The sequence below is a fragment of the Clostridium ihumii AP5 genome, from assembly GCF_000612845.1.
In the GTDB taxonomy this organism is placed as follows: Bacteria; Bacillota; Clostridia; order Clostridiales; family Clostridiaceae; genus Clostridium_J; species Clostridium_J ihumii.
Map to the genome: position 1 here is coordinate 37,361 of NZ_CCAT010000040.1, position 19,340 is coordinate 56,700.

A 19,340-nucleotide genomic window follows, 5' to 3' on the forward strand; every position below is an offset into this window, starting at 1 on the left:
AAAAGAGATAAAACAGATAATTTGGAGGAAAAGTATGAATAATTTAGGAACTTTATATGGAATAGGTGTAGGACCAGGTGGAGAAGAACTTTTAACATTAAAAGCTGTTAAAACTATAGAGAAATGTGATGTTATTATAGCACCAAGTGCTATGAATGGTGGAGTGAGTATAGCTTATGAAACTTGCAAAAATTTTATAAGAGAAGATCAAGAAGTAATTATAAGTCACTTTCCAATGGGAAAACCAGATAAAGAAGAAAAAGTTTTTGATGCATTTAAAACAATAGAAGGATATTTACATGATGGTAAAGATGTTGCATTTTTAACTATAGGAGATGCATTTGTATATAGTACATATATATATCTATTAAAATATATTAAAGAACAAAACTATAAAACAGAAACAGTACCAGGAATAACATCTTTCTGTGCTAGTGCATCTGTAGCAGATAAAATACTTGTAATAGGTGATGAACCACTACTTATAGTTCCAGGATGTAGATTAGATGCAATAAAAGATGAAAAGTACATAGTTATAATGAAATTCTATAATCAAGAAGAAAAAGTATTAAACTACTTAGACGAAAATAAATTTGATTATGTATGTGTACAAAGAGCATATAGAGAAGGCGAAAAGATATTATCAACTAGAGAAGAAATTCTTGCAAATAAAGACTATATGTCACTTATAATAGCACATAGAAACAGTGAATTTTAATAAATAAATTATTTCATTGAAAGTGTAGATTATATATTAGAATTATTATTTAAATGAGAAAAGTTAACTAAAGACTTAGTTAAACAATTTGGAGGTAACAAAGTTATGGAAAATAATATTTATTTTATAGGTGCAGGTCCTGGAGATCCAGATTTAATTACAGTAAAAGGTAGAAAAGTTTTAGAACAAGCAGACGTTATAATATTTGCAGGTTCACTTGTAAGCAAAGAGCATTTTGAATATTGCAAAGAAAATGTTGAAATACATAATTCAGCATCAATGACACTAGATGAAGTTATTGAGGTTATAAAGAAGTCTCATTCAGAAGGAAAAAAAATAGTTAGATTACATACAGGAGATCCTGCTATATATGGAGCTATAAAAGAACAAATGGATGAACTTGATAAATTAAATATAGGTTATGAAGTAATTCCAGGAGTAAGTTCATTTACAGCAGCTGCAGCAGCTATAAAAAAAGAATTTACACTTCCAAGTGTTTCACAAACAGTAATACTTACAAGAATGGAAGGAAGAACTCCAGTTCCAGAAAAAGAAGATTTAGAAAGACTTGCAGGCATAGGAGCATCAATGGCATTATTCTTATCCGTTGGAATGATTGATAAAGTAGTTAGCAAGTTAAGAAAAGGATACGGAAGAAATGTGCCTGTAGCAGTTATACAAAGAGCTACTTGGGGTGACCAAAAATATGTTATTGGAACTTTAGATGACATAGCAGAAAAAGTAAAAGAAGCTAACATAACAAAAACAGCACAAATTTTAGTTGGAGATTTCATAGATTGCGATTATGAGAAAAGTTTACTTTATGACAAGAGCTTTTCACATGAATATAGAGTGGCAAAAGATGAAAATAGCAATAATTAGTGTAACAAAAAATGGCGATAGTAATTCTTTAGTATTAAAAGAAAAATTACAAGAGTTTAGTGAGAATATAAAAATATATTTTAAATCTGAAGTAAAAACTTTAGGATTAAATAATGTATGCAAAGAAGCAATGACATCTTATGAGGCAGTAATATTTATAAGTTCTACAGGAATAGCAGTAAGAGGAATAGCTCCTTTTATAAAAAGTAAGGATAAAGATCCAGCAGTAGTTGTTGTTGATAATTCTTCAAAGTATGCAATAAGTCTTTTAAGTGGACATTTAGGTGGGGCTAATGAGCTAACAGCTTTAGTGTCAGAAACATTAAGAGCAGAAGCTATAATAACCACAGCTACAGATAACTTAAATATTAAAGCACCAGATTTATTTGCAAAAGAAAACAACTTAATTATAGATAGTTTAAAAGATTGCAAAGACATTGCTGCACTTTTAGTAGAAGGAAAAAAAGTTGCCTTTTATGACGAAGATAATAAATTAGATATACCTAAGGGATATAGAGATTCTTTAGAGGGTGTAGATGGAGTAATGTATGTTACAAATAAACTTAATTTAAATACTTCTAAAAAAACATTAAAGCTTATAAGAAAAAATATAGTTTTAGGTATTGGATGTAGAAAAGATTATGATGAAGATACTATGGAGAAAACTGTATTTGAAGTTTTAGAGAAATATAACTTAGATATAAGAAGTGTAAAAGTTATTGGAACCGTGGAAATAAAAGCAGAAGAAAAGGCTATATTAAGGTTACAAAAAAGATTAAGCTGTGATTTAAATATATTTTCCATAGATGATATAAGAAAAGTAGAACATAAATATGAAGGTAGCGATTTTGTACGAAAAACTATTGGTGTAGGATCAGTATGTGAACCTTCAGTAGAATTAAGTGGAGCAGAAATACTTATAGATAAACTAAAGTTAAATGGAATGACTTTATGTATAGGAAAATTATAAAATTTGGAGGAAGAAATAATGGGAAAATTATATGTAGTAGGAATTGGTCCAGGCGGACTTGATTATATGACTTTAAAAGCAAAAAAAGTAATAGAAGAAGTAGATGTTGTTGTTGGATATACAAAGTATTTAGAAATGATAAAACCACTTCTAGAAAATAAGGAAGTTTTTGCAACTGGTATGCGTGGAGAAGAAGATAGATGTAGAAAAGCACTAGAAATTGCAAAAGACAAAACTGTTGCAGTTGTAAGTACTGGAGATGCAGGAATATATGGAATGGCAGGACTTATTTTGCAGCTTCAAAATAAAGATGAAGTAGAAGTTGAAATAATACCAGGAGTTACAGCTTCAAGTGCAGCTGCATCTATAATAGGAGCACCACTTATGCATGATAACTGCAATATTAGTTTAAGTGATTTATTAACTCCATATGATTTAATAAAGAAAAGAATAAAATTAGCAGCTGAAGGAGATTTTATAATTTCTCTTTATAATCCTAAAAGTAATGGTAGACCTCATTATTTAAAAGAAGCTATAGAAATTATAAAAGAATATAGAAATGAGGACACTCCAATAGCAGTAGTAAAACATGCATTAAGAGATGGTCAAGAAGTAAACTTATATAAATTAGGTAACTTTACTGATGAAAAAGTAGATATGATGTCTATAGTAATAATCGGAAACACTAACAGTTTCTATAAAGGCGATAAATTCATAACACCAAGAGGATATCACGTTTAAATAGGAGATTTAAACTATTGTACAAAAATTAACAATTAACAATGAAGGATAAAACTGAAGTCTCAGTTTTTTAAATAAATCTTTATAATAATTTGTAGAACAAATTAGTTAAAAACTATATAAAAAAATATCCCAAGTAATAGTTATAGTTACTATTAAAACTATGATTAGTAAGAATATTATAATGGGGAATTTATTCTCCAAAATGAACTTTTTATGGATAAATATTATATTAATTTTATTTGAAACACAAATAAAACATTGTAGCGGGGATTTCAATCCCCGGGGATATTCACCATCATTGTTAATTGCTAACTGTTAATTGTCAATTTTCAATTGTCAACTGGTTCCAAATATGAAGGGTTGGTGGTTTAAGTGATAGGTCTTATTTTAGGTACAAGTGAAGGTAAGGTTATAGTAGAAAAGCTTAATAAGTATACTGATGATTTGTTTTTGTCTGTAGCTAGTAGTTATGGTGGAGAGTTACTTCAAAATTATAAGTATAAAGCGTTAAATGAAAAGCCTTTGACGAAAGATGAATTAAAGGAAACTTTAAAAAAGAATAATGTTCATACACTTGTAGATGCATCACATCCATATGCTTTAGAAATTACTAAAAATGCTATGGAAGTTTGTAGTGAATTAAATATAAATTATATTAGATTTGAAAGAAAGTCTATAGTAGAAGATTATATTCATTTAGAAAATGTAGTAGAAGTTGAAAATTATGAAGCTTTATATGATGTATTAAAGAATATAGAAGGCTGTATTTTAAATACTACAGGAAGTAGAAATATAGATAAAATATTAAATTTAAATCTAGAAAATAGGATAATTCATAGAGTACTACCAACACTAAAAGTAATTACAGAATGTGAAGAAAAAGGTGTAAAAGTAGAAGATATAATAGGAATGAAGGGACCTTTTTCTAAGGAGCTTAATTTAAGCTTTATAGATGAGTTTAAAGTTTCAGCAATACTACTAAAAGATAGTGGAGTAAATGGTGGAACTATTGAAAAGTTAGAAGCAGCAAAAGAAAGAAATATTTTGTCTATAGTAATAGGTAGAAATAAAACTAATTATAAAGTTGTGTTTAACAATGAAGAAGAATTAGTAAATTATATAGTTAAATACTATTTGAATATATAATTTATAAAATGAAGTTTAAGATTAGAGTACAGTTTATTAAATTACTGTAGAGGAGGTTTTAACCTCTGAAATTGATGTAGTTAAAGTCACAGTTACGAAGGAAGGAAATTTTAGATGAAGGATAACAAAACTAAAAAGTTAGTAATGATGGCAATGTTTATTGCAATAAGTTTTATTGGTGCAAATATTAAAATATTTGGAGGAAGTATAGCATTTGATTCTATGCCAGGATTTTTAGGCGCAATGATGTTAGGACCAGTGTATGGGGCAATTATAGGAGCAATAGGACATCTTTTAACAGCTATAACAAGTGGGTTTCCATTAACTATACCAGTACATAGTGTAATAGCAGTTAATATGGCAGTTACAATGCTAGTCTTTGGATACATATATAATTATTTTAAAGCTAAAAAATCTAAAGTTACAGATATAGTTTTATTAATTGTAGGAACATTATTAAATGCTCCAATATCAACATATATTGTATCATTTGTTGTACCAGCAGAAATGAAAGCAGGAATAATTGCAATGATTCCAATATTAACAGCAGCAGCAATATTTAATATATTACTAGCACTTATTTTAGTTAAGGCTATACCAACAAAATATGTAGAGTAAAAACAAAGGAGATTGGGGAAATGAAAAAAGCAATATTAGTTGTTAGTTTTGGTACTAGTTTTAAATGCCAATTAGAATCTTGTATAGAAGCTACAGAGAATAAAATAAGAAATGAATTTAAGGATTTTGAAGTAAGAAGAGCATTTACTTCAAATATGATAATAAAGAAATTAAAAAATAGGGATAATTTATCTATAGATACAGTTAAAGAAGCATTAGATAAATTAAAAGATGAAGGCTTTAAAGAAGTATATGTTCAACCATTACACATAATATATGGTGAAGAATATGACAAAATAAGAGATGGAGTTAAAGTATATAAAGAGGACTTTGAAAAATTAGAACTTGGAACTCCACTTTTATATGATAATGAAGACTATTTTAAAGCTGTAGAAGCATTAAAATCTCAACTTCCAAACAATGAGTCAGTTCTTCTTATGTCTCATGGAACAGCACATAGAGCTAATTCAGCTTATTTCCAATTTGAATATATAGCACATAAAATGGGACTAGAAAAATTATTCTTTGCATCTGTTGAAGGATATCCATTAATAGAAGATGTACTTGAAGATTTAAAAGAAAAAGAAGTAAAAGAATTAACATTAATGCCATTAATGCTTGTAGCAGGAGATCATGCAAAAAATGATATGGCATCAGATGAAGAGGATTCATGGAAATCAATCTTAGAAAAAGAAGGATTTAAAGTTAATACATATCTTAAAGGACTAGGAGAAAATGAAAATTTCCAAAACATATATGTAGATAAAATAAAATCTATGATAAATAAATAACTTAAAGAAGCCATAAATTTATAAGATTTATGGCTTTTAAAATTATAAAAAAATGAAAGTGAAAAATTAGTTGGAATATCACTAAAGGGCATTTTATATTTAAATAAAAAAGACAAGGAATAAGGGGTATTCAATGTAGTTTGCCATATGCAACTGTAATAATAACTTTATTTGGAACTGTATTAATTATGTGTAATAGCATCGTTATTAGCCTTAGAAAACTATTTAAAGAAAGCATAGTAGACTCTGTTAGAGGAATAGAATAACAATATTTATAAAAACAAGAGATAGAAATAAAATTAATTGAAATTTTATGTTTATCTCTTGTTTTTAATTTCTTTAATTTATTTTTTATTTATTTGTAATTTTAATGAAATAAGAAATAGATATATTGAAATAATTATTAAAATTATTTCATATATAAGGAAGTTTGGATTTTTTAATAAATAAAAGAAGATACCAATTAAACCTAAAAATATTCCAAGTGTTATTAAATACTTTCCAAGGTATCTTTGGACTTCTCCGTAGTAATCATTTTTAGTAGGTAAGCTAGGTTTTCTAGGACTGTATATTATAAAGAGAATGCCAGCAAATAGTGAAAATAATGAAAGAATTATAGAAAGCATTGTATTTATAACAACTCCTTTATTTAAAATTTATTTTTATTATTCAAATTTTTAATTAACAATTTAATATACTTATCCCAAAACAAGATAGATAATATTACAGATGATATAAATACTATGAATTCTACATACATAAAAATACTACTATCTATAAAATAAAACAAAAGTGTACCTAGCAACAACAAAAAAACTCCTAGAATTATTAAAAATTTGCCATAAAAATTTTCTTTTTTAAAAGATAATTTATCATTAGTATTTGAAGAATCATAAGCAAATGTTCTTTCTTTTTTTGAAGGATATAAGCAAAAAATGATTCCTATGAAAATGAAAATTAATCCACCAAAAGCACAAATCATATCAAGACCTCCAAATTATAAAAGTATTGTTACAATTAGTTTATTAAAATATATGAAGTTTGGTTAATAAAATTTAGAAAAATAAGAAAAATGTAGTATAATGTAAATATTAAAAAAGTATAGAACTCCAAGTTAATAGTTTAGTCTACAAATTTATTAATTGATAATTTTAATTCTAAGTTTTGATTTATTTTAAAAAATTCACAATGAATAATTGATAGTGGATATGGAATGTGAAATTTGCAGAATAAAGTAATTGAAAAAAATAGAAAAACATAATTATAACCACTAAATAGACATTGTAATGGGGAATTCATTCTTCAAATTGAACATTTTATAATAAATAGTATATTAGTTTTATTTGAAGTACAAATAAAACATTGTAGCTGGGATTTCAATCCCTGGGATATTCACCATCATTGTTAATTGGTCCCAATATTATAATGGAATGAACTAAAGCTTTAAAATTGTAATTTGATAAAGAGGTTATTTTAACTTTGAACTTGGAATCCTAAAAACAGAGGTGATAAAATGAATATTATAAAATTAAGAAATTACAGGGAAATTAGTTTTGAAGCTGCTAAAATTATAAGAGATCAAGTGCTTTTAAAACCGCAAAGTGTTATTGGATTTGCTACAGGATCTACACCAATAGGTACATATGAAGAGCTAATAAACATTTTTAATAAAGATTTAATAACATTTGAAAATGTAAAATCTTTTAATTTAGATGAATACTATGGTATAAATCCAATGAATAAAAATAGTTATAATTATTTTATGAAAAATAATTTGTTTAATTACATAGATATAAAAGAAGAGAATATAAATATTCCAAATGGATTAGCTGAGGATGTTGAAAAAGAATGTGAGGAATATGAAAGAAAGATACATGAAGCTGGTGGAATAGATTTACAATTGCTTGGAATTGGAAGAAATGGCCATATTGGTTTTAATGAACCTTGTGAAGAGTTTAAAGCACATACTCATTTAGTAGAACTTAAGGACGATACAATAAAAGCTAATTCAAGGTTTTTTGATAGTTTAGAAGATGTACCTACTAAAGCTATTAGTATGGGTGTGAAAACTATAATGAGTGCTAGAAAAATAATATTAATTGCAAGTGGCGAAGAAAAGGCTGAGATAATAAGAGAAACAGTTTATGGAAGTATCACACCTAATTTGCCAGCATCTATATTACAACTTCATGATGATGTTACATTAATTGTAGATGAAGAAAGTGGAAAATATATATAAATTTTATCATAGAAAAAGTACATATAAATTATATGTACTTTTTCTTTTAGATTATGTTTTGTTTATATTTGTTATATAATTTTCTAAGAATAATCATTTTTTCGTCAAGTTCTAATTGTAAATTAGAAACATCTTCTAAATTATTATTCTTTATAGCATTTTTCAATTTTGAAAATAAACTTAAATTATCATAGCTATCTTTCATTAAATATTCTTTTAATGTTTGAACTTTATTCCAATTTTCTACGTCAAATGCACACGAGTCATCATGAGTTAATTTTTTAAACGAACGAATATCTTTTGTATAATGTGGAATTACTCTACCTGTAAGTTCATTTAAATATCTATCAAGAACACCAAGTTTATAACTGTTTATTATGGCGCTAGTTAAAATATCACCATATTTTAAAACTTCTAATTTATCTCTATACATATCAAAAGCATTTAAATTTTCTAGCACTGTTTTTGGCGAAATACCAAAATATTTTTCAAGTTCCATAGTTGAATAATCAGTAAATATATTAGACTCTGTTCTATATTTACGATTTCTTTCTAAGTAAGATGCAGGATTTTCATAGTCTTTAGAAATTTCATTCAATAATTCTTCGCTACATTTATTATTTTTGATAACATAAGTCATTCCATCAAGCATAGAAAGTATACATGCAGTTGTAGCTAAGTAACTATTAGTGTGTGGACAAGGCGATCTAAGTTCAAATCGTGTACTGTAAGGATTATCTCCCTCACGTATAAGAGCTATAAGAACTGTTCTATTTCTTGAAGGAAGATCACTACTTAATCCAAGTGATGTACAAGTACAAACAGGTGCTTCAAAGCCAGGTTTTAACCTTTTAAGTGCATCTATTGAATTTGATATGAAAGGATTAATGACTTCGTAATTTTTCAATACACCCATTAAAGCTCCATAACCTAAAGGACTTATATAATCATCATCATTATGAAATAGATTTATTTTTTTACCATTTCTTAATTTTAAAGTTATACCTAGATGAATATGCTTTCCACTTCCAGCAACATTATCAATAGGCTTTGCCATAAATGTTACTTCAAGTCCATTTTGTCTAAAAATTTCTTTTATTAAATTTCTAACTATTAAATTATTGTCACAACAAGTTATTGCATCAGAATATTTCCAATCTATTTCAAGTTGTTCCATTATATGAGTCAAATTTCCACTATTATCAAGTTGAGCTTTAACTCCACCAACTTCTTTGTGTCCCATTTCAGGCTTAAGGTTATATTTTTCCATAGCCAGTAATGTTTGCTCTAAGGCAGTACGAACAGAACCTTTAGTTCTTTTCCAATATTGTTCTTTTAAAACTTGTGATGTAGAAAGTTCTTCTATATCTGCAAGTTCATTTGGAGTTTTAACCCAAAATTCTAATTCAGTTGCCATAGTCACATCTACATCTAAAATATCTTCAAAATTTATACCATAAAAGTTAAGCACTTTAGAATCTTTGAATTTTTCAAGTAAATCGCTTTTTAAATAAGCTATTGTTTCTTTTAATATGCTTCTTGAATCAACGGCAATTCCTTCGTGGAAAAGAAAAGACGGAATTTTTAATGTTCCAACAGGTTTATTTGTAATAGTATCTATATGTTCATTATTATAATCAACAAACCAAGTTGAATCTAAATCAACTTTAATATCAACTTGAGCATTATTAAGTGTAGCTATTCCAGGTAGATTAACAGATGAACCATCTGTTTTTATAGCTGTACTATGTAAAAATGTATCTAAATCGTCTAAAAATAAATTTACAGGAATTTTTTCGTCTATATCGTTAAAAAGTAAATCAACTCCTAAAAGAGATACGAATTTTATCTCAGGATGATTAATAAGCAATGTTTTAAGATATTCTTTAGTATGTAAATCTTTTGGTATTGTATAAATTAAATCTGTATTCATAAAAAAACATCCCCTTAATTAAAATTAAATTTAATATATAATATATGCAATGTTGCGAACAATGTCAATAAAAAATAAAAAGAAAAATATATAAAATGAAATTTCAAACGAGTAATATTGTATTTTAAGGCTTTAAAGTTGTAAAACAAAACATTTTTTATTTAATAAAAAGAGATGTGTAAAATAAGCTTTAATTATAAAATATTTTTTGATGTAGATTTTAAAAATTTACAATTAATAGTTATAATCACATGTTTTGAGTGCGATTCTATTGATTCCAATGTAAAGAATTAATGTGAAATTAAAAATTTATAACATATGAACAAGTTTAAGAAAAAAAGTAATTAATTTAGAACTTGAAATTAAGAAAATGAAACTTAAAATCATTGAATATGCAAAATGCTTTAAAATAATACGAATGATAAAAAAAATAAAATATAAATGTACGTAAAACAACAAAGTTCAATACTAGTTATTTTACGTACATTTGTAGAATGAAAAAATATATAATTAACAGACTAAAGAATAGGTTTACAAATTATTTCATCAATTTTTGTGTCTAAAATATTATTAGCATGAGCAGATCTTAAAATTAAAGCAGTATCAGCACCACGGCTACTACCACCTATAGAAATAACTGGTTCCATATAAGGAATTAATCCACTGTCACAAGCCATGATAGCTATTTCTACAGCAACTTTAGTTCCTTGACCAAACATTCTTAAAGTATGAGCCATTATTTCTATAGGGGATATACCACCAAATTTTTTAGAAAGTCCTCTTTCAGCACCACTTAAAGCATGAGTTGTAGTTAAAACTTTAAATCCTTTATTTATAAGATTTTTTCTTTCGTCATCTGTTATGTCAATTTTTCCGCCTTCTTGAAAACCATAAGCGTGTGTTACACAAACAATATTTAAGTCATCTGTATTTTTAAAATATTTAGTAGTCTCACCAGTACTAGTTGCAACTACTATATTTTTAATGTTTCTTTCTTTAGCTATTTTTATTGCTAATTCTATAGTTTTTTCTGTATTCTCTATACCAGGTTTATCAAAATACATAATATATACCTCCCAAAATAAATATCTAAAAACATCTTAACATAAAATATAGTTAAAAGTTATTATAGATTATTCTTTTAATGAATAAATTTTAAAATATGTTATTTGTAAACTTAAAAAATATTATTTAATAGAAAAATTGAAAAATCAATGTTTATATAGGGTTCCAAGTTCAAATTTAAAGTAATGTCTTTCTCAAATGATATTATTAAGCTTACAGTTTATTTTTATTTTTATATTTGGAACCAAGTAAGAGTTAAGAGTGAAAAGTGAAAAGTTATAGTTGATATCACTCACTTCGCTTTTAATATCTAAAAATAGAAATGCTTAAAAACTACGTTTTTATATTGTTTACAACTAATTTGCTTAGCAAATTTAATAAAAAATCATTCTTTAAAATTGGAAATCCAATTTTCACCTTCACTGTCCACTGTCAATTGTCCATTGTCAATTTTAAAAAATATAGATTAAAACTTAAAAATAAAATTCTCAACTGAAACATGAATAACTTAAAGTTTAAACTTGTTTCCTTATAGATTATGAAATTTTTAGTAAATATATATGTGAATTTTAAAGATTCACATAATTAGTGTTAAATATTTGAAAAAATAATTATAAAAAAATAATATAATTTAGAAAAATAAAAAAATAAAAAAAATTTCATAAATATATTGGAAAATTTTAAATTTTACTTTAGTATATAAGTGAGGGATTGAAATAAGATTTATTTTAAAAGATAAAGGAAAAGAGGAGAAAGTATGAGATTTGAAGATTACAAATATGAAAGACCTAATTATGAAGAGTACAAAAATAATCTTACTGCATTAATAGAAGAATTTAAAAATGCTAATAGTGCAGAAGAACAAATTGAAGATATGAAAAACATAAATACTCTTAGAAATGATTTAATGAGTATGAGAATAATTTCAAATATAAGACATGATATTGATACAAATGAACCATTTTATGCTAAGGAAAGAGAGTATTGGGATGAATATGATCCATTATATGAAGAGTTAAATTCTAATTTCTATAAAGCATTAGTAGATTCTAAATTTAAGAAACAACTTAGTGAAAAATTTGGAAAACAATTTTTAAACTTAGCAGAGTTTTCAATAAAATCTTTTTCACCAGAAATTATAGAAGATATGCAAATAGAAAATAAATTAGTAACAGAGTATTCAAAATTAATAGCTTCAGCTAAGATTATGTTTAAAGGTGAAGAAAGAAACCTTCCAGGAATTGCACCTTTTACTATAGATAAAGATAGAGAAGTTAGAAAAGAAGCTACTAAAGCTAAATATGATTTCTTTGTAAAAAATGAAGCTGAATTTGATAGAATATATGATGAACTTGTTAAAGTTAGAGATAAAATGGCTAAAAAATTAGGATATAAAAACTACGTTGAACTTGGTTATGTAAGAATGATGAGAAGTGATTATAATCCTGAAATGGTATCAAATTTTAGAAAACAAGTTTTAGATTATATTGTGCCAGTAGCAAATAAACTTTATGAAAGACAAGAAAAAAGATTAAATTTAGATAAATTAAGATGTTTTGATGAAAAATTTGAATTTTTAAGTGGAAATGCTACACCAAAAGGGGAGCCACAATGGATAATAGATAATGGAATGAAGATGTATTCAGAATTATCACCAGAAACTAAAGAATTCTTTAATTTTATGGTTGATAGCAATCTTTTAGACCTTGTAACTAAAAAAGGAAAAAGAGGCGGTGGATACTGCGATTATATTCCAAACTATAAAGCACCATTTATATTTTCAAACTTTAATGGAACATCAGGTGATGTAGATGTGCTTACACATGAAGCAGGTCATGCTTTCCAAGCATATCAATCAAGATGGATAGAAATTCCAGAATGCAACTTCCCAACATTTGAAAGTTGTGAAATACATTCTATGAGTATGGAATTCTTTACATGGCCTTGGATGAACTTATTCTTTAAAGAAGATGCTGATAAATATAAATTTATACATTTAGGATCAGCTATTAAATTTATACCTTATGGAATTACAGTAGATGCATTCCAACATTATGTTTATGAAAATCCAACTGCTACTCCAGAAGAAAGAAAAAATGCATGGAGAGATTTAGAAAGACAATATCTACCACACAAAAATTATGAAGATTGTGATTTCCTTGAAAGAGGAGGATGGTGGTTCCAACAAGGACATATATTCCAAATGCCATTCTATTATATAGATTATACATTAGCACAAATATGTGCACTTCAATTCTGGAAAAAGATGATGGATAACAGAGAAGAAGCATGGAGTGACTATTTAAGATTATGTAGTGTTGGTGGAACAAAATCATTCTTAGAACTTGTAGAATGTGCAAATCTTAAATCACCATTTAAAGATGGTTGCGTTAGTTCTATAATAGATGAAATTGATAAATGGTTAAAAAATGTAGATGATAGCAAACTATAATTAAAAATAGAAAATGAACTCAATAAATTTTGAGTTCATTTTTTTCAATTTAAAAATATAGAAAATGGGGTGTAAATATGAACTTGAAATTAATAAAGAAAGATATGCAAAAGGTTTCTAACTGGAGTGGGGGAAAAACTAATGAAATATATATATATCCTGAAGATGGAAATTATAATGAAAGAGAATTTTTATTTAGATTAAGTTCTGCAACTGTTGAAGTTGAAAAATCTGAATTTACATATTTAGAAGGTGTTGATAGATATATATTGTCATTAGATAATGAATTAGCTATTACTCATAATGAAGATGATGAAATTAAGTTAAAACCATTTGAAGTTCATAATTTTTCAGGAGAAGATAGTACAAAAAGCTTTGGGAAAGCAAGAGATTTCAATCTTATGCTGAAAAATGGTGCAAAAGGGAATGTGAGTATAGTTAATTTAAATAGATTTAAAGAAATAACTATAAATAAAAAAAGTAAGGGAGTAAGTTTTGAATGTTTTTATCTTCCAAAAGAAGAATTAATGTTTAGTGTAAATGAAAAAGAAGGAATATTAAAAAGTGGGGAACTTCTTATAATAGAAACTACAGAAAGAGATGAAAAAATAAAAATTAAATTTAAAAGTAATGGAGTAGTAAATTTGATTGATTCTAAGATAATATTATAGGGTTCCAAGCTGAAAAATGAAATTATTCAAATAATAAATGAGAATAGTAGTAGTAAAGGAAACAGTAATTATTTAATTTGTAAAAAGATTATTTTAAATTTCAAATCCTATATAGGAATACAAGTTCAAAAAATTAATTATGCGTATTTCAGTTCACAAAGAGATATTTAAAAACTATATAAAAAAGTAATAGTGATAGTTACTATTAAAACTATGGTTAGTAAGAACATTATGGTGGGGAATTTATTCTCTAAAATGAACTTTTATGGATAAATATTATATTAATTTTATTTGAAGTACAAATAAAACATTGTAGCGGGGATTTCAATCCCCGGGGATATCCAACATCATTGTTAATTGGTTCTAAACTTAAATTATAATACTATATTGGAGGTATATTGAAAAAAACGGAGAAAGGTAAAGAAAACATGAAGAAGTTAATGGCGTATGCCAATATACAAACTTAAAGCAATTTGGTAAATTCATATAGTATTATGGTAATATTAAGTCAATAAAGATATTGTGGAGGTATGAAAAATGAAAATAGCTATGCCAAAGAACGGAGAAGTAATAAATCAACATTTTGGAAGAAGTGAAAGTTTCTATATTGTAGAATTAGAAAATAATAATGTAGTTGAAGGTAAAGAGATATCTGCTTTAGAACTACAACATAATCATGGTGGACTTTCTGAACTTCTTGTTAAAGAGGGTGTATCTGTAGTTATAACAGGTGGAATCGGTAAAGGTGCATATGATGCTTTAAAATTAAAAGGATTAGAAGTTATAAGAGGAGCATCAGGAAATATTGAAGATGTAATTAATGAATATAAATTAGGAAATTTAAAAGACAGACAAGTGATGTGTAATCATCATGGAGAGCATCATCATCAGTAAATTCATTCACTGATATTTGAAAAAATATAAAATGTCTAGTATAATTTGACTACAAGATAATTAATAATAAATTTTTATCAAGGATAGGAGAAATTAGACTATGACAATTGAAAGATTTGAAGGTACTGGAAGAATGAGCCGTTGTGTTATAAATAATGGCACAATATACTTATGTGGTCAAACTTCAGGAGAAGGAAATATGAAGGAACAGACTGCAGGAGTCTTAAAGAAAATTGAAGAGTTATTAGAGAAATATGGCTCAGATAAAAAACACATACTTTCAACTACAATATATGTAAAAGATATGGCTATGTTTAGTGAAATGAATGAAATTTGGGATGCATGGGTTATAGATGGATTTGAGCCAGCTAGAGCTTGTGTTGAAGCTAAAATGGCAAGAGAAGAAATATTAGTAGAAATGTCAGTAATAGCTGCTGTAAAATAGTAAAATGAGAAGATTTTAGTCTTCTCATTTTTTATTGATGTTTTTTTCCTTTTGGATTTGAAATTTTATGACCATTGATTATGCCAACATCGCCACCATCTTTTGGATACATTTTTCTAAGTTCTGCACTAGTTTTATAATCTTCTTTAACTCTACTCTTATTATTATCCATAAGAAACCTCCTATAGTTTGAAAGTTAAAAATTAATTTCTTAATTGAAAGAGGTATAACTTTTAACTTGTTTTTAATAGTATTCCACTAAAGAAGTTTATGTATTCCTAGCTTTTTCTTACAACTTTATCTAGCTTTTTATTATATAGGAACATGTAAAATGATGCAGAAAAAATAATTATATAACCTAAGAAACTAAATTTATCTGGTATTTGATTAAATAATAGCATGCTTATTATTGCTGAAAAAATTATATTAGAATAATCAAAAATTGATATTTCTTTAGCAGGTGCATATTTATAAGCAAGTGTTATTCCAAATTGACCAATAGTTGCAAACACCCCTGCTAGAATTAGATAAGAAAATTGTATAAGTGTCATAGGTTTATATGTAAGAAGGAAAAATGGCAATATAACTACTGTTGAAAAAAATGAAAAGAAGAAAACAACAGTATAATATTTTTCTTTTCCACCTAAAATTCTTACAAAAGTATATGCAGCAGCTGCAAATATAGCTGAACATAAACCTATTAAATATGGAACCATATCTATATTAAGGGCTGGTTTTATTATAAATAGAGCACCTATGAAGGCTACTATAACAGCTAAAATTTGATTGATTTTAATTTTCTCTTTTAAGAATAAAGCACAAAATATTATTACAAAAAATGGACTAAGTTTATTTAACATATTGGCATCAGAAAGTATTAAGTGATCTATTGCATAAAAGTTTAATATAATTCCTATGGTTCCAAAGGCAGATCTTAATAGTAATGTTTTACGATTTTCCTTTTTACCAAAGAAACTTTCCTTATGATAAACTATCATGAAAAAGGCTATAACACATGAAACTAAATTTCTGAAAAAAGTTTTTTGAAAAGATGGTAAATCTCCAGATAGCTTGACGAAGGTTGACATCATGGCAAATCCAAATGCCGATAAAATTATAAATAAAATACCTTTATTTCTATTACTCATTTTTTAAAATCCTCTCTTTAAAATAATAATCAATATCATTATCCATAAAAACAAGAAAAAATGCAAGGAAAGTACAGAGATTTCCTTACATTTATATTTAAAATTAGATTAGATATTTAAAAATGCACATATAGTGAGCTAAACTTCCAAGCATTACGAATATATGAAAAATTTCATGAGCACCGAAAGTTCTTTTGGAACCTTTTTTCTCTATGCAATATATAACTGCACCTATAGTATATAAGACTCCACCTAAAACTAGAAGATATATAACTTCAGGAGCAACTGTTTTAGATAAAGGAGATAATATAAATACTGCTATCCAACCAAGACTTACATATAAAACAGATGAAACCCATTTAGGACAATCTATCCATTTTACTTTCAATATGATTCCTATTATAGAAAGTGTCCAAATAAATATAAGTAAACCCCACTTTAAGTAAGATTGTAGACCTATAAGACATATTGGAGTATAAGTTCCAGCAATTAATATAAAAATCATAGAGTGATCTAGTTTCTTTAACACTTTTATAACTTTATCAGAAGAAACAACTAAGTGATAAATTGTACTTGCAGTATAAAGAAATATTAAACTTAAACCAAAAATTATAACTCCAACTAAGGAAGAGATTCCCGTTCTATTTATAAACTCTCTATGGATTAGTGAAACTAATCCTATTAAAGAAAATACAGCTCCAAAAAGATGTGTAAAACCACTTACTGGTTCGCGAAAATATTTATTCATTAAAATACCTCCTAATAAATTTGAATGTAGTTTTAAAAACTATGTTTTAGTATATTTATATTATAACACAAATGAAATTAAAATAAACATAAAAAATAATATTTAATAATATAGTTTATCAAAACACAAAATACAATATAAATATTGACATAATGAATCTATAATGTGACAATATACTTAAAAAGAAAATATATTATAAGATTCTAATTTGAAAACTTAAGTTATTCATATTTTATTTGATAAATATAGAAACTAAAATATGAACTTAGAACTCTATATACTAGATAATTAAGTTGAAAATTTAAAAGAATTGTTTATAGAAGATTAATTTTGAATAAATATATTATCCACCATTTAAAAAAATTCATTCTTAAATTTCTTTTGCTATTAGAAATAGAAGTTAAAAATGGTAGAGTTATGATAAGGAGAGGAAGTATGTATAATAAAAATGAAATTTTAAGTGCTTTAAATGAAATGAAACTAGATGATTATATGGAGTTATCTAAAATACCAGATATTGATTTATATATGGATCAAATTATAACATTATTTGATAAAAATTTAGGTGAAAATAAAAGAACTGAAGAAGACAAATTACTTACTAAAACCATGATTAATAATTACGCAAAAGATAAACTTTTAATGGCACCTGACAAAAAGAAATATACAAAAGAGCACATAATATTAATGTGTATAATATATAATTTAAAACAAAGTTTAAGTATTCAAGATATAAAAAAGTTATTTAATCCAATGATTGCTAATTTTGAAGATGAAAATTTAAAAGAAGATGAAAAGAAAAAGTTAAGTAAATTATATGAAAGTTTTTATGAAATTAAAAAAAATGAAATTGAAGATAATTTAAAAAATATTGAGGAAAAGATAAATAATATAAATAATATGGAATCAGATGATTACGGAAAAGTATTTATAACAGTATTAATATTAATTTACTCTGCCAATATTCAAAGAAAGTTAGCAGAAAGAATGATAGATAAATTTTTAATATGTGAAAATGATGAAAAATAGAATTTATTTCAATATGTTTTAAAAGTAATTTTCAACATATTGAAATTTTCTTTTATATAAATAAAAAATATAAAAATAAAACCTTTAAAATGTTTAGAAAATTGTGTAAAATATATATTATAATGTTTCATATAGGGTTCCAAGTTGAAACTTTAAGTTATTCAAATATTAAATGATAATAATGGTAGTAAAGGAAACAGGACTTATTTAAAACGTTATTCATAAAAATCTCAAAGAAACTCTAATAAATTTGCCATTTTATTTCCAAGACTAAACGGCTATAAGTGAACTGAATTCAGAGCTATGTAATTAAATTCTAGTCTATTTTTCATAACTCTTCGTCAGCAATTCACATTAATAAAATGCCATTATTAATGCGAATTACTTCCTTGATTTATAAAAAATATACATTGAATTTTGAATTACATATTTCTAAATTTAGTTCACACGACATCCTATCTAGGCAGTCGCTGAACCCGTCCTTGGGTTCAGGTCTTGAAAATAAAACGCAAATTAATAAGATTTTCTAAATTAATTTTTAAAGAAATACTTATTTAAATAAGTCCTGTTCCTTGATGAAATAAAAAAGTTTTTCAATTGATAAATGTATTATTTAAACTTCAAACTTGTAACTCTATATAGGAATCCAAGTTAAAACTTTAAGTTATTCATGTTTCAATTGAGAATTTTAACGCTAATTATTAATCTATATTTTAGAAATTGACAATGGACAGTGAATGTAAAAATTGGATTTCCAATTTTAAAGAATGATTTTTTATTAAATTTGCACAGCAAATTAATTGAAAACAATATAAAAACGTAGTTTTTAGGTATTTCTATTTTAAAT

20 protein-coding genes are annotated in these 19,340 nt (G+C 25.8%); 14 read left to right on the forward strand and 6 right to left on the reverse strand.

All coding sequences use genetic code 11. The features are described from left to right. Positions 1-34: 34 nt before the first annotated feature. The 8 genes from BN346_RS05090 to BN346_RS22190 all read left to right on the forward strand — a co-directional run bounded on the left by BN346_RS05090 (position 35) and on the right by BN346_RS22190 (position 6,135). Positions 35-718 (forward strand): cobalt-factor II C(20)-methyltransferase, encoded by a 684-nt coding sequence (locus tag BN346_RS05090; protein WP_034440150.1) that lies wholly within the window; start codon positions 35-37, stop codon positions 716-718. A gap of 105 nt (positions 719-823) precedes the next feature. Continuing rightward, positions 824-1,600 carry a precorrin-4 C(11)-methyltransferase gene (gene cobM / locus BN346_RS05095; RefSeq protein WP_034440152.1) on the forward strand — a complete coding sequence of 259 codons (777 nt, stop codon included), beginning with the start codon at positions 824-826 and terminating at the stop codon, positions 1,598-1,600. After that, positions 1,581-2,570 (forward strand): cobalt-precorrin 5A hydrolase, encoded by a 990-nt coding sequence (gene cbiG / locus BN346_RS05100; RefSeq protein ID WP_034440244.1) that lies wholly within the window; start codon positions 1,581-1,583, stop codon positions 2,568-2,570. Before cobM ends, cbiG begins: the two co-directional genes overlap by 20 nt. An 18-nt stretch (positions 2,571-2,588) precedes the next feature. Beyond that, positions 2,589-3,311, forward strand: a complete 723-nt coding sequence (gene cobJ / locus BN346_RS05105) for a precorrin-3B C(17)-methyltransferase (protein ID WP_034440154.1) — start codon at positions 2,589-2,591, stop codon at positions 3,309-3,311. Between the two features lie 375 nt (positions 3,312-3,686). Continuing rightward, positions 3,687-4,460, forward strand: a complete 774-nt coding sequence (locus BN346_RS05110) for a cobalt-precorrin-6A reductase (RefSeq protein WP_034440156.1) — start codon at positions 3,687-3,689, stop codon at positions 4,458-4,460. 114 nt (positions 4,461-4,574) lie between these two features. Beyond that, positions 4,575-5,078, forward strand: coding sequence for an ECF transporter S component (locus tag BN346_RS05115; protein WP_034440158.1), 504 nt, complete (start codon positions 4,575-4,577; stop codon positions 5,076-5,078). A gap of 11 nt (positions 5,079-5,089) precedes the next feature. Next, on the forward strand, positions 5,090-5,869 hold the full coding sequence (locus tag BN346_RS05120; RefSeq protein WP_034440160.1) for a sirohydrochlorin cobaltochelatase: 780 nt from the start codon (positions 5,090-5,092) through the stop codon (positions 5,867-5,869). 140 nt (positions 5,870-6,009) lie between these two features. Further along, positions 6,010-6,135 carry a hypothetical protein gene (locus BN346_RS22190; protein ID WP_278245495.1) on the forward strand — a complete coding sequence of 42 codons (126 nt, stop codon included), beginning with the start codon at positions 6,010-6,012 and terminating at the stop codon, positions 6,133-6,135. A gap of 383 nt (positions 6,136-6,518) precedes the next feature. Here the strand turns inward: BN346_RS22190 and BN346_RS05130 are convergent, their stop codons facing one another. Further along, positions 6,519-6,851, reverse strand: coding sequence for a hypothetical protein (locus BN346_RS05130; protein ID WP_034440164.1), 333 nt, complete (start codon positions 6,849-6,851; stop codon positions 6,519-6,521). A gap of 531 nt (positions 6,852-7,382) precedes the next feature. Here BN346_RS05130 and nagB point away from each other — a divergent pair. Beyond that, a complete protein-coding gene (gene nagB / locus BN346_RS05135; protein ID WP_034440166.1) occupies positions 7,383-8,108 on the forward strand; it encodes a glucosamine-6-phosphate deaminase in 726 nt (241 codons plus the stop codon). A 46-nt stretch (positions 8,109-8,154) separates the two neighbouring features. Here the strand turns inward: nagB and BN346_RS05140 are convergent, their stop codons facing one another. Beyond that, positions 8,155-10,041, reverse strand: a complete 1,887-nt coding sequence (locus BN346_RS05140) for a type I glutamate--ammonia ligase (RefSeq protein WP_034440168.1) — start codon at positions 10,039-10,041, stop codon at positions 8,155-8,157. Positions 10,042-10,559: 518 nt separating this feature from the next. Then, positions 10,560-11,105 (reverse strand): pyruvate kinase alpha/beta domain-containing protein, encoded by a 546-nt coding sequence (locus BN346_RS05145; RefSeq protein ID WP_034440170.1) that lies wholly within the window; start codon positions 11,103-11,105, stop codon positions 10,560-10,562. 758 nt (positions 11,106-11,863) lie between these two features. Here BN346_RS05145 and BN346_RS05150 point away from each other — a divergent pair. The 4 genes from BN346_RS05150 to BN346_RS05165 all read left to right on the forward strand — a co-directional run bounded on the left by BN346_RS05150 (position 11,864) and on the right by BN346_RS05165 (position 15,568). Beyond that, positions 11,864-13,558 (forward strand): M3 family oligoendopeptidase, encoded by a 1,695-nt coding sequence (locus BN346_RS05150; protein ID WP_034440172.1) that lies wholly within the window; start codon positions 11,864-11,866, stop codon positions 13,556-13,558. A gap of 77 nt (positions 13,559-13,635) precedes the next feature. Next, positions 13,636-14,229 (forward strand): HutD family protein, encoded by a 594-nt coding sequence (locus tag BN346_RS05155; RefSeq protein ID WP_051540047.1) that lies wholly within the window; start codon positions 13,636-13,638, stop codon positions 14,227-14,229. 537 nt (positions 14,230-14,766) lie between these two features. After that, a complete protein-coding gene (locus BN346_RS05160; RefSeq protein ID WP_034440174.1) occupies positions 14,767-15,123 on the forward strand; it encodes a NifB/NifX family molybdenum-iron cluster-binding protein in 357 nt (118 codons plus the stop codon). 100 nt (positions 15,124-15,223) lie between these two features. Then, positions 15,224-15,568 (forward strand): RidA family protein, encoded by a 345-nt coding sequence (locus BN346_RS05165; RefSeq protein ID WP_034440176.1) that lies wholly within the window; start codon positions 15,224-15,226, stop codon positions 15,566-15,568. A gap of 31 nt (positions 15,569-15,599) precedes the next feature. Here BN346_RS05165 and BN346_RS21895 read toward each other — a convergent pair whose 3' ends face one another. From BN346_RS21895 to trhA, 3 genes are all read right to left on the reverse strand, one after another. Further along, positions 15,600-15,740: a hypothetical protein gene (locus BN346_RS21895; protein WP_187372125.1), complete on the reverse strand. Its 141-nt coding sequence runs from the start codon at positions 15,738-15,740 to the stop codon at positions 15,600-15,602. 106 nt (positions 15,741-15,846) lie between these two features. Next, the gene (locus tag BN346_RS05170) at positions 15,847-16,716 is read right to left on the reverse strand and encodes a DMT family transporter (protein WP_034440178.1); all 870 of its coding nucleotides are present in this window, start codon (positions 16,714-16,716) and stop codon (positions 15,847-15,849) included. A gap of 103 nt (positions 16,717-16,819) precedes the next feature. Then, positions 16,820-17,464, reverse strand: a complete 645-nt coding sequence (gene trhA, locus BN346_RS05175; protein ID WP_034440180.1) for a PAQR family membrane homeostasis protein TrhA — start codon at positions 17,462-17,464, stop codon at positions 16,820-16,822. Between the two features lie 435 nt (positions 17,465-17,899). Here trhA and BN346_RS05180 point away from each other — a divergent pair, with 435 nt between their 5' ends. After that, a complete protein-coding gene (locus BN346_RS05180; protein WP_034440182.1) occupies positions 17,900-18,493 on the forward strand; it encodes a DUF1836 domain-containing protein in 594 nt (197 codons plus the stop codon). Positions 18,494-19,340 lie beyond the last annotated feature (847 nt).

Excerpts from the sequence above, each read along its gene's own strand:
- BN346_RS05155 (WP_051540047.1), top strand. The coding sequence starts at position 13,636 with ATGAACTTGAAATTAATAAAGAAAGATATGCAAAAGGTTTCTAACTGG.
- BN346_RS05180 (WP_034440182.1), top strand. The coding sequence starts at position 17,900 with ATGTATAATAAAAATGAAATTTTAAGTGCTTTAAATGAAATGAAACTA.
- nagB (WP_034440166.1), top strand. The coding sequence starts at position 7,383 with ATGAATATTATAAAATTAAGAAATTACAGGGAAATTAGTTTTGAAGCT.
- cobJ (WP_034440154.1), top strand. The coding sequence starts at position 2,589 with ATGGGAAAATTATATGTAGTAGGAATTGGTCCAGGCGGACTTGATTAT.
- BN346_RS05115 (WP_034440158.1), top strand. The coding sequence starts at position 4,575 with ATGAAGGATAACAAAACTAAAAAGTTAGTAATGATGGCAATGTTTATT.
- BN346_RS05160 (WP_034440174.1), top strand. The coding sequence starts at position 14,767 with ATGAAAATAGCTATGCCAAAGAACGGAGAAGTAATAAATCAACATTTT.
- BN346_RS05130 (WP_034440164.1), bottom strand. The coding sequence starts at position 6,851 with ATGATTTGTGCTTTTGGTGGATTAATTTTCATTTTCATAGGAATCATT.
- BN346_RS05145 (WP_034440170.1), bottom strand. The coding sequence starts at position 11,105 with ATGTATTTTGATAAACCTGGTATAGAGAATACAGAAAAAACTATAGAA.
- BN346_RS05090 (WP_034440150.1), top strand. The coding sequence starts at position 35 with ATGAATAATTTAGGAACTTTATATGGAATAGGTGTAGGACCAGGTGGA.
- BN346_RS05165 (WP_034440176.1), top strand. The coding sequence starts at position 15,224 with ATGACAATTGAAAGATTTGAAGGTACTGGAAGAATGAGCCGTTGTGTT.
- BN346_RS05140 (WP_034440168.1), bottom strand. The coding sequence starts at position 10,041 with ATGAATACAGATTTAATTTATACAATACCAAAAGATTTACATACTAAA.
- BN346_RS05150 (WP_034440172.1), top strand. The coding sequence starts at position 11,864 with ATGAGATTTGAAGATTACAAATATGAAAGACCTAATTATGAAGAGTAC.
- BN346_RS05170 (WP_034440178.1), bottom strand. The coding sequence starts at position 16,716 with ATGAGTAATAGAAATAAAGGTATTTTATTTATAATTTTATCGGCATTT.
- BN346_RS21895 (WP_187372125.1), bottom strand. The coding sequence starts at position 15,740 with ATGGATAATAATAAGAGTAGAGTTAAAGAAGATTATAAAACTAGTGCA.
- cobM (WP_034440152.1), top strand. The coding sequence starts at position 824 with ATGGAAAATAATATTTATTTTATAGGTGCAGGTCCTGGAGATCCAGAT.
- cbiG (WP_034440244.1), top strand. The coding sequence starts at position 1,581 with ATGAAAATAGCAATAATTAGTGTAACAAAAAATGGCGATAGTAATTCT.
- trhA (WP_034440180.1), bottom strand. The coding sequence starts at position 17,464 with ATGAATAAATATTTTCGCGAACCAGTAAGTGGTTTTACACATCTTTTT.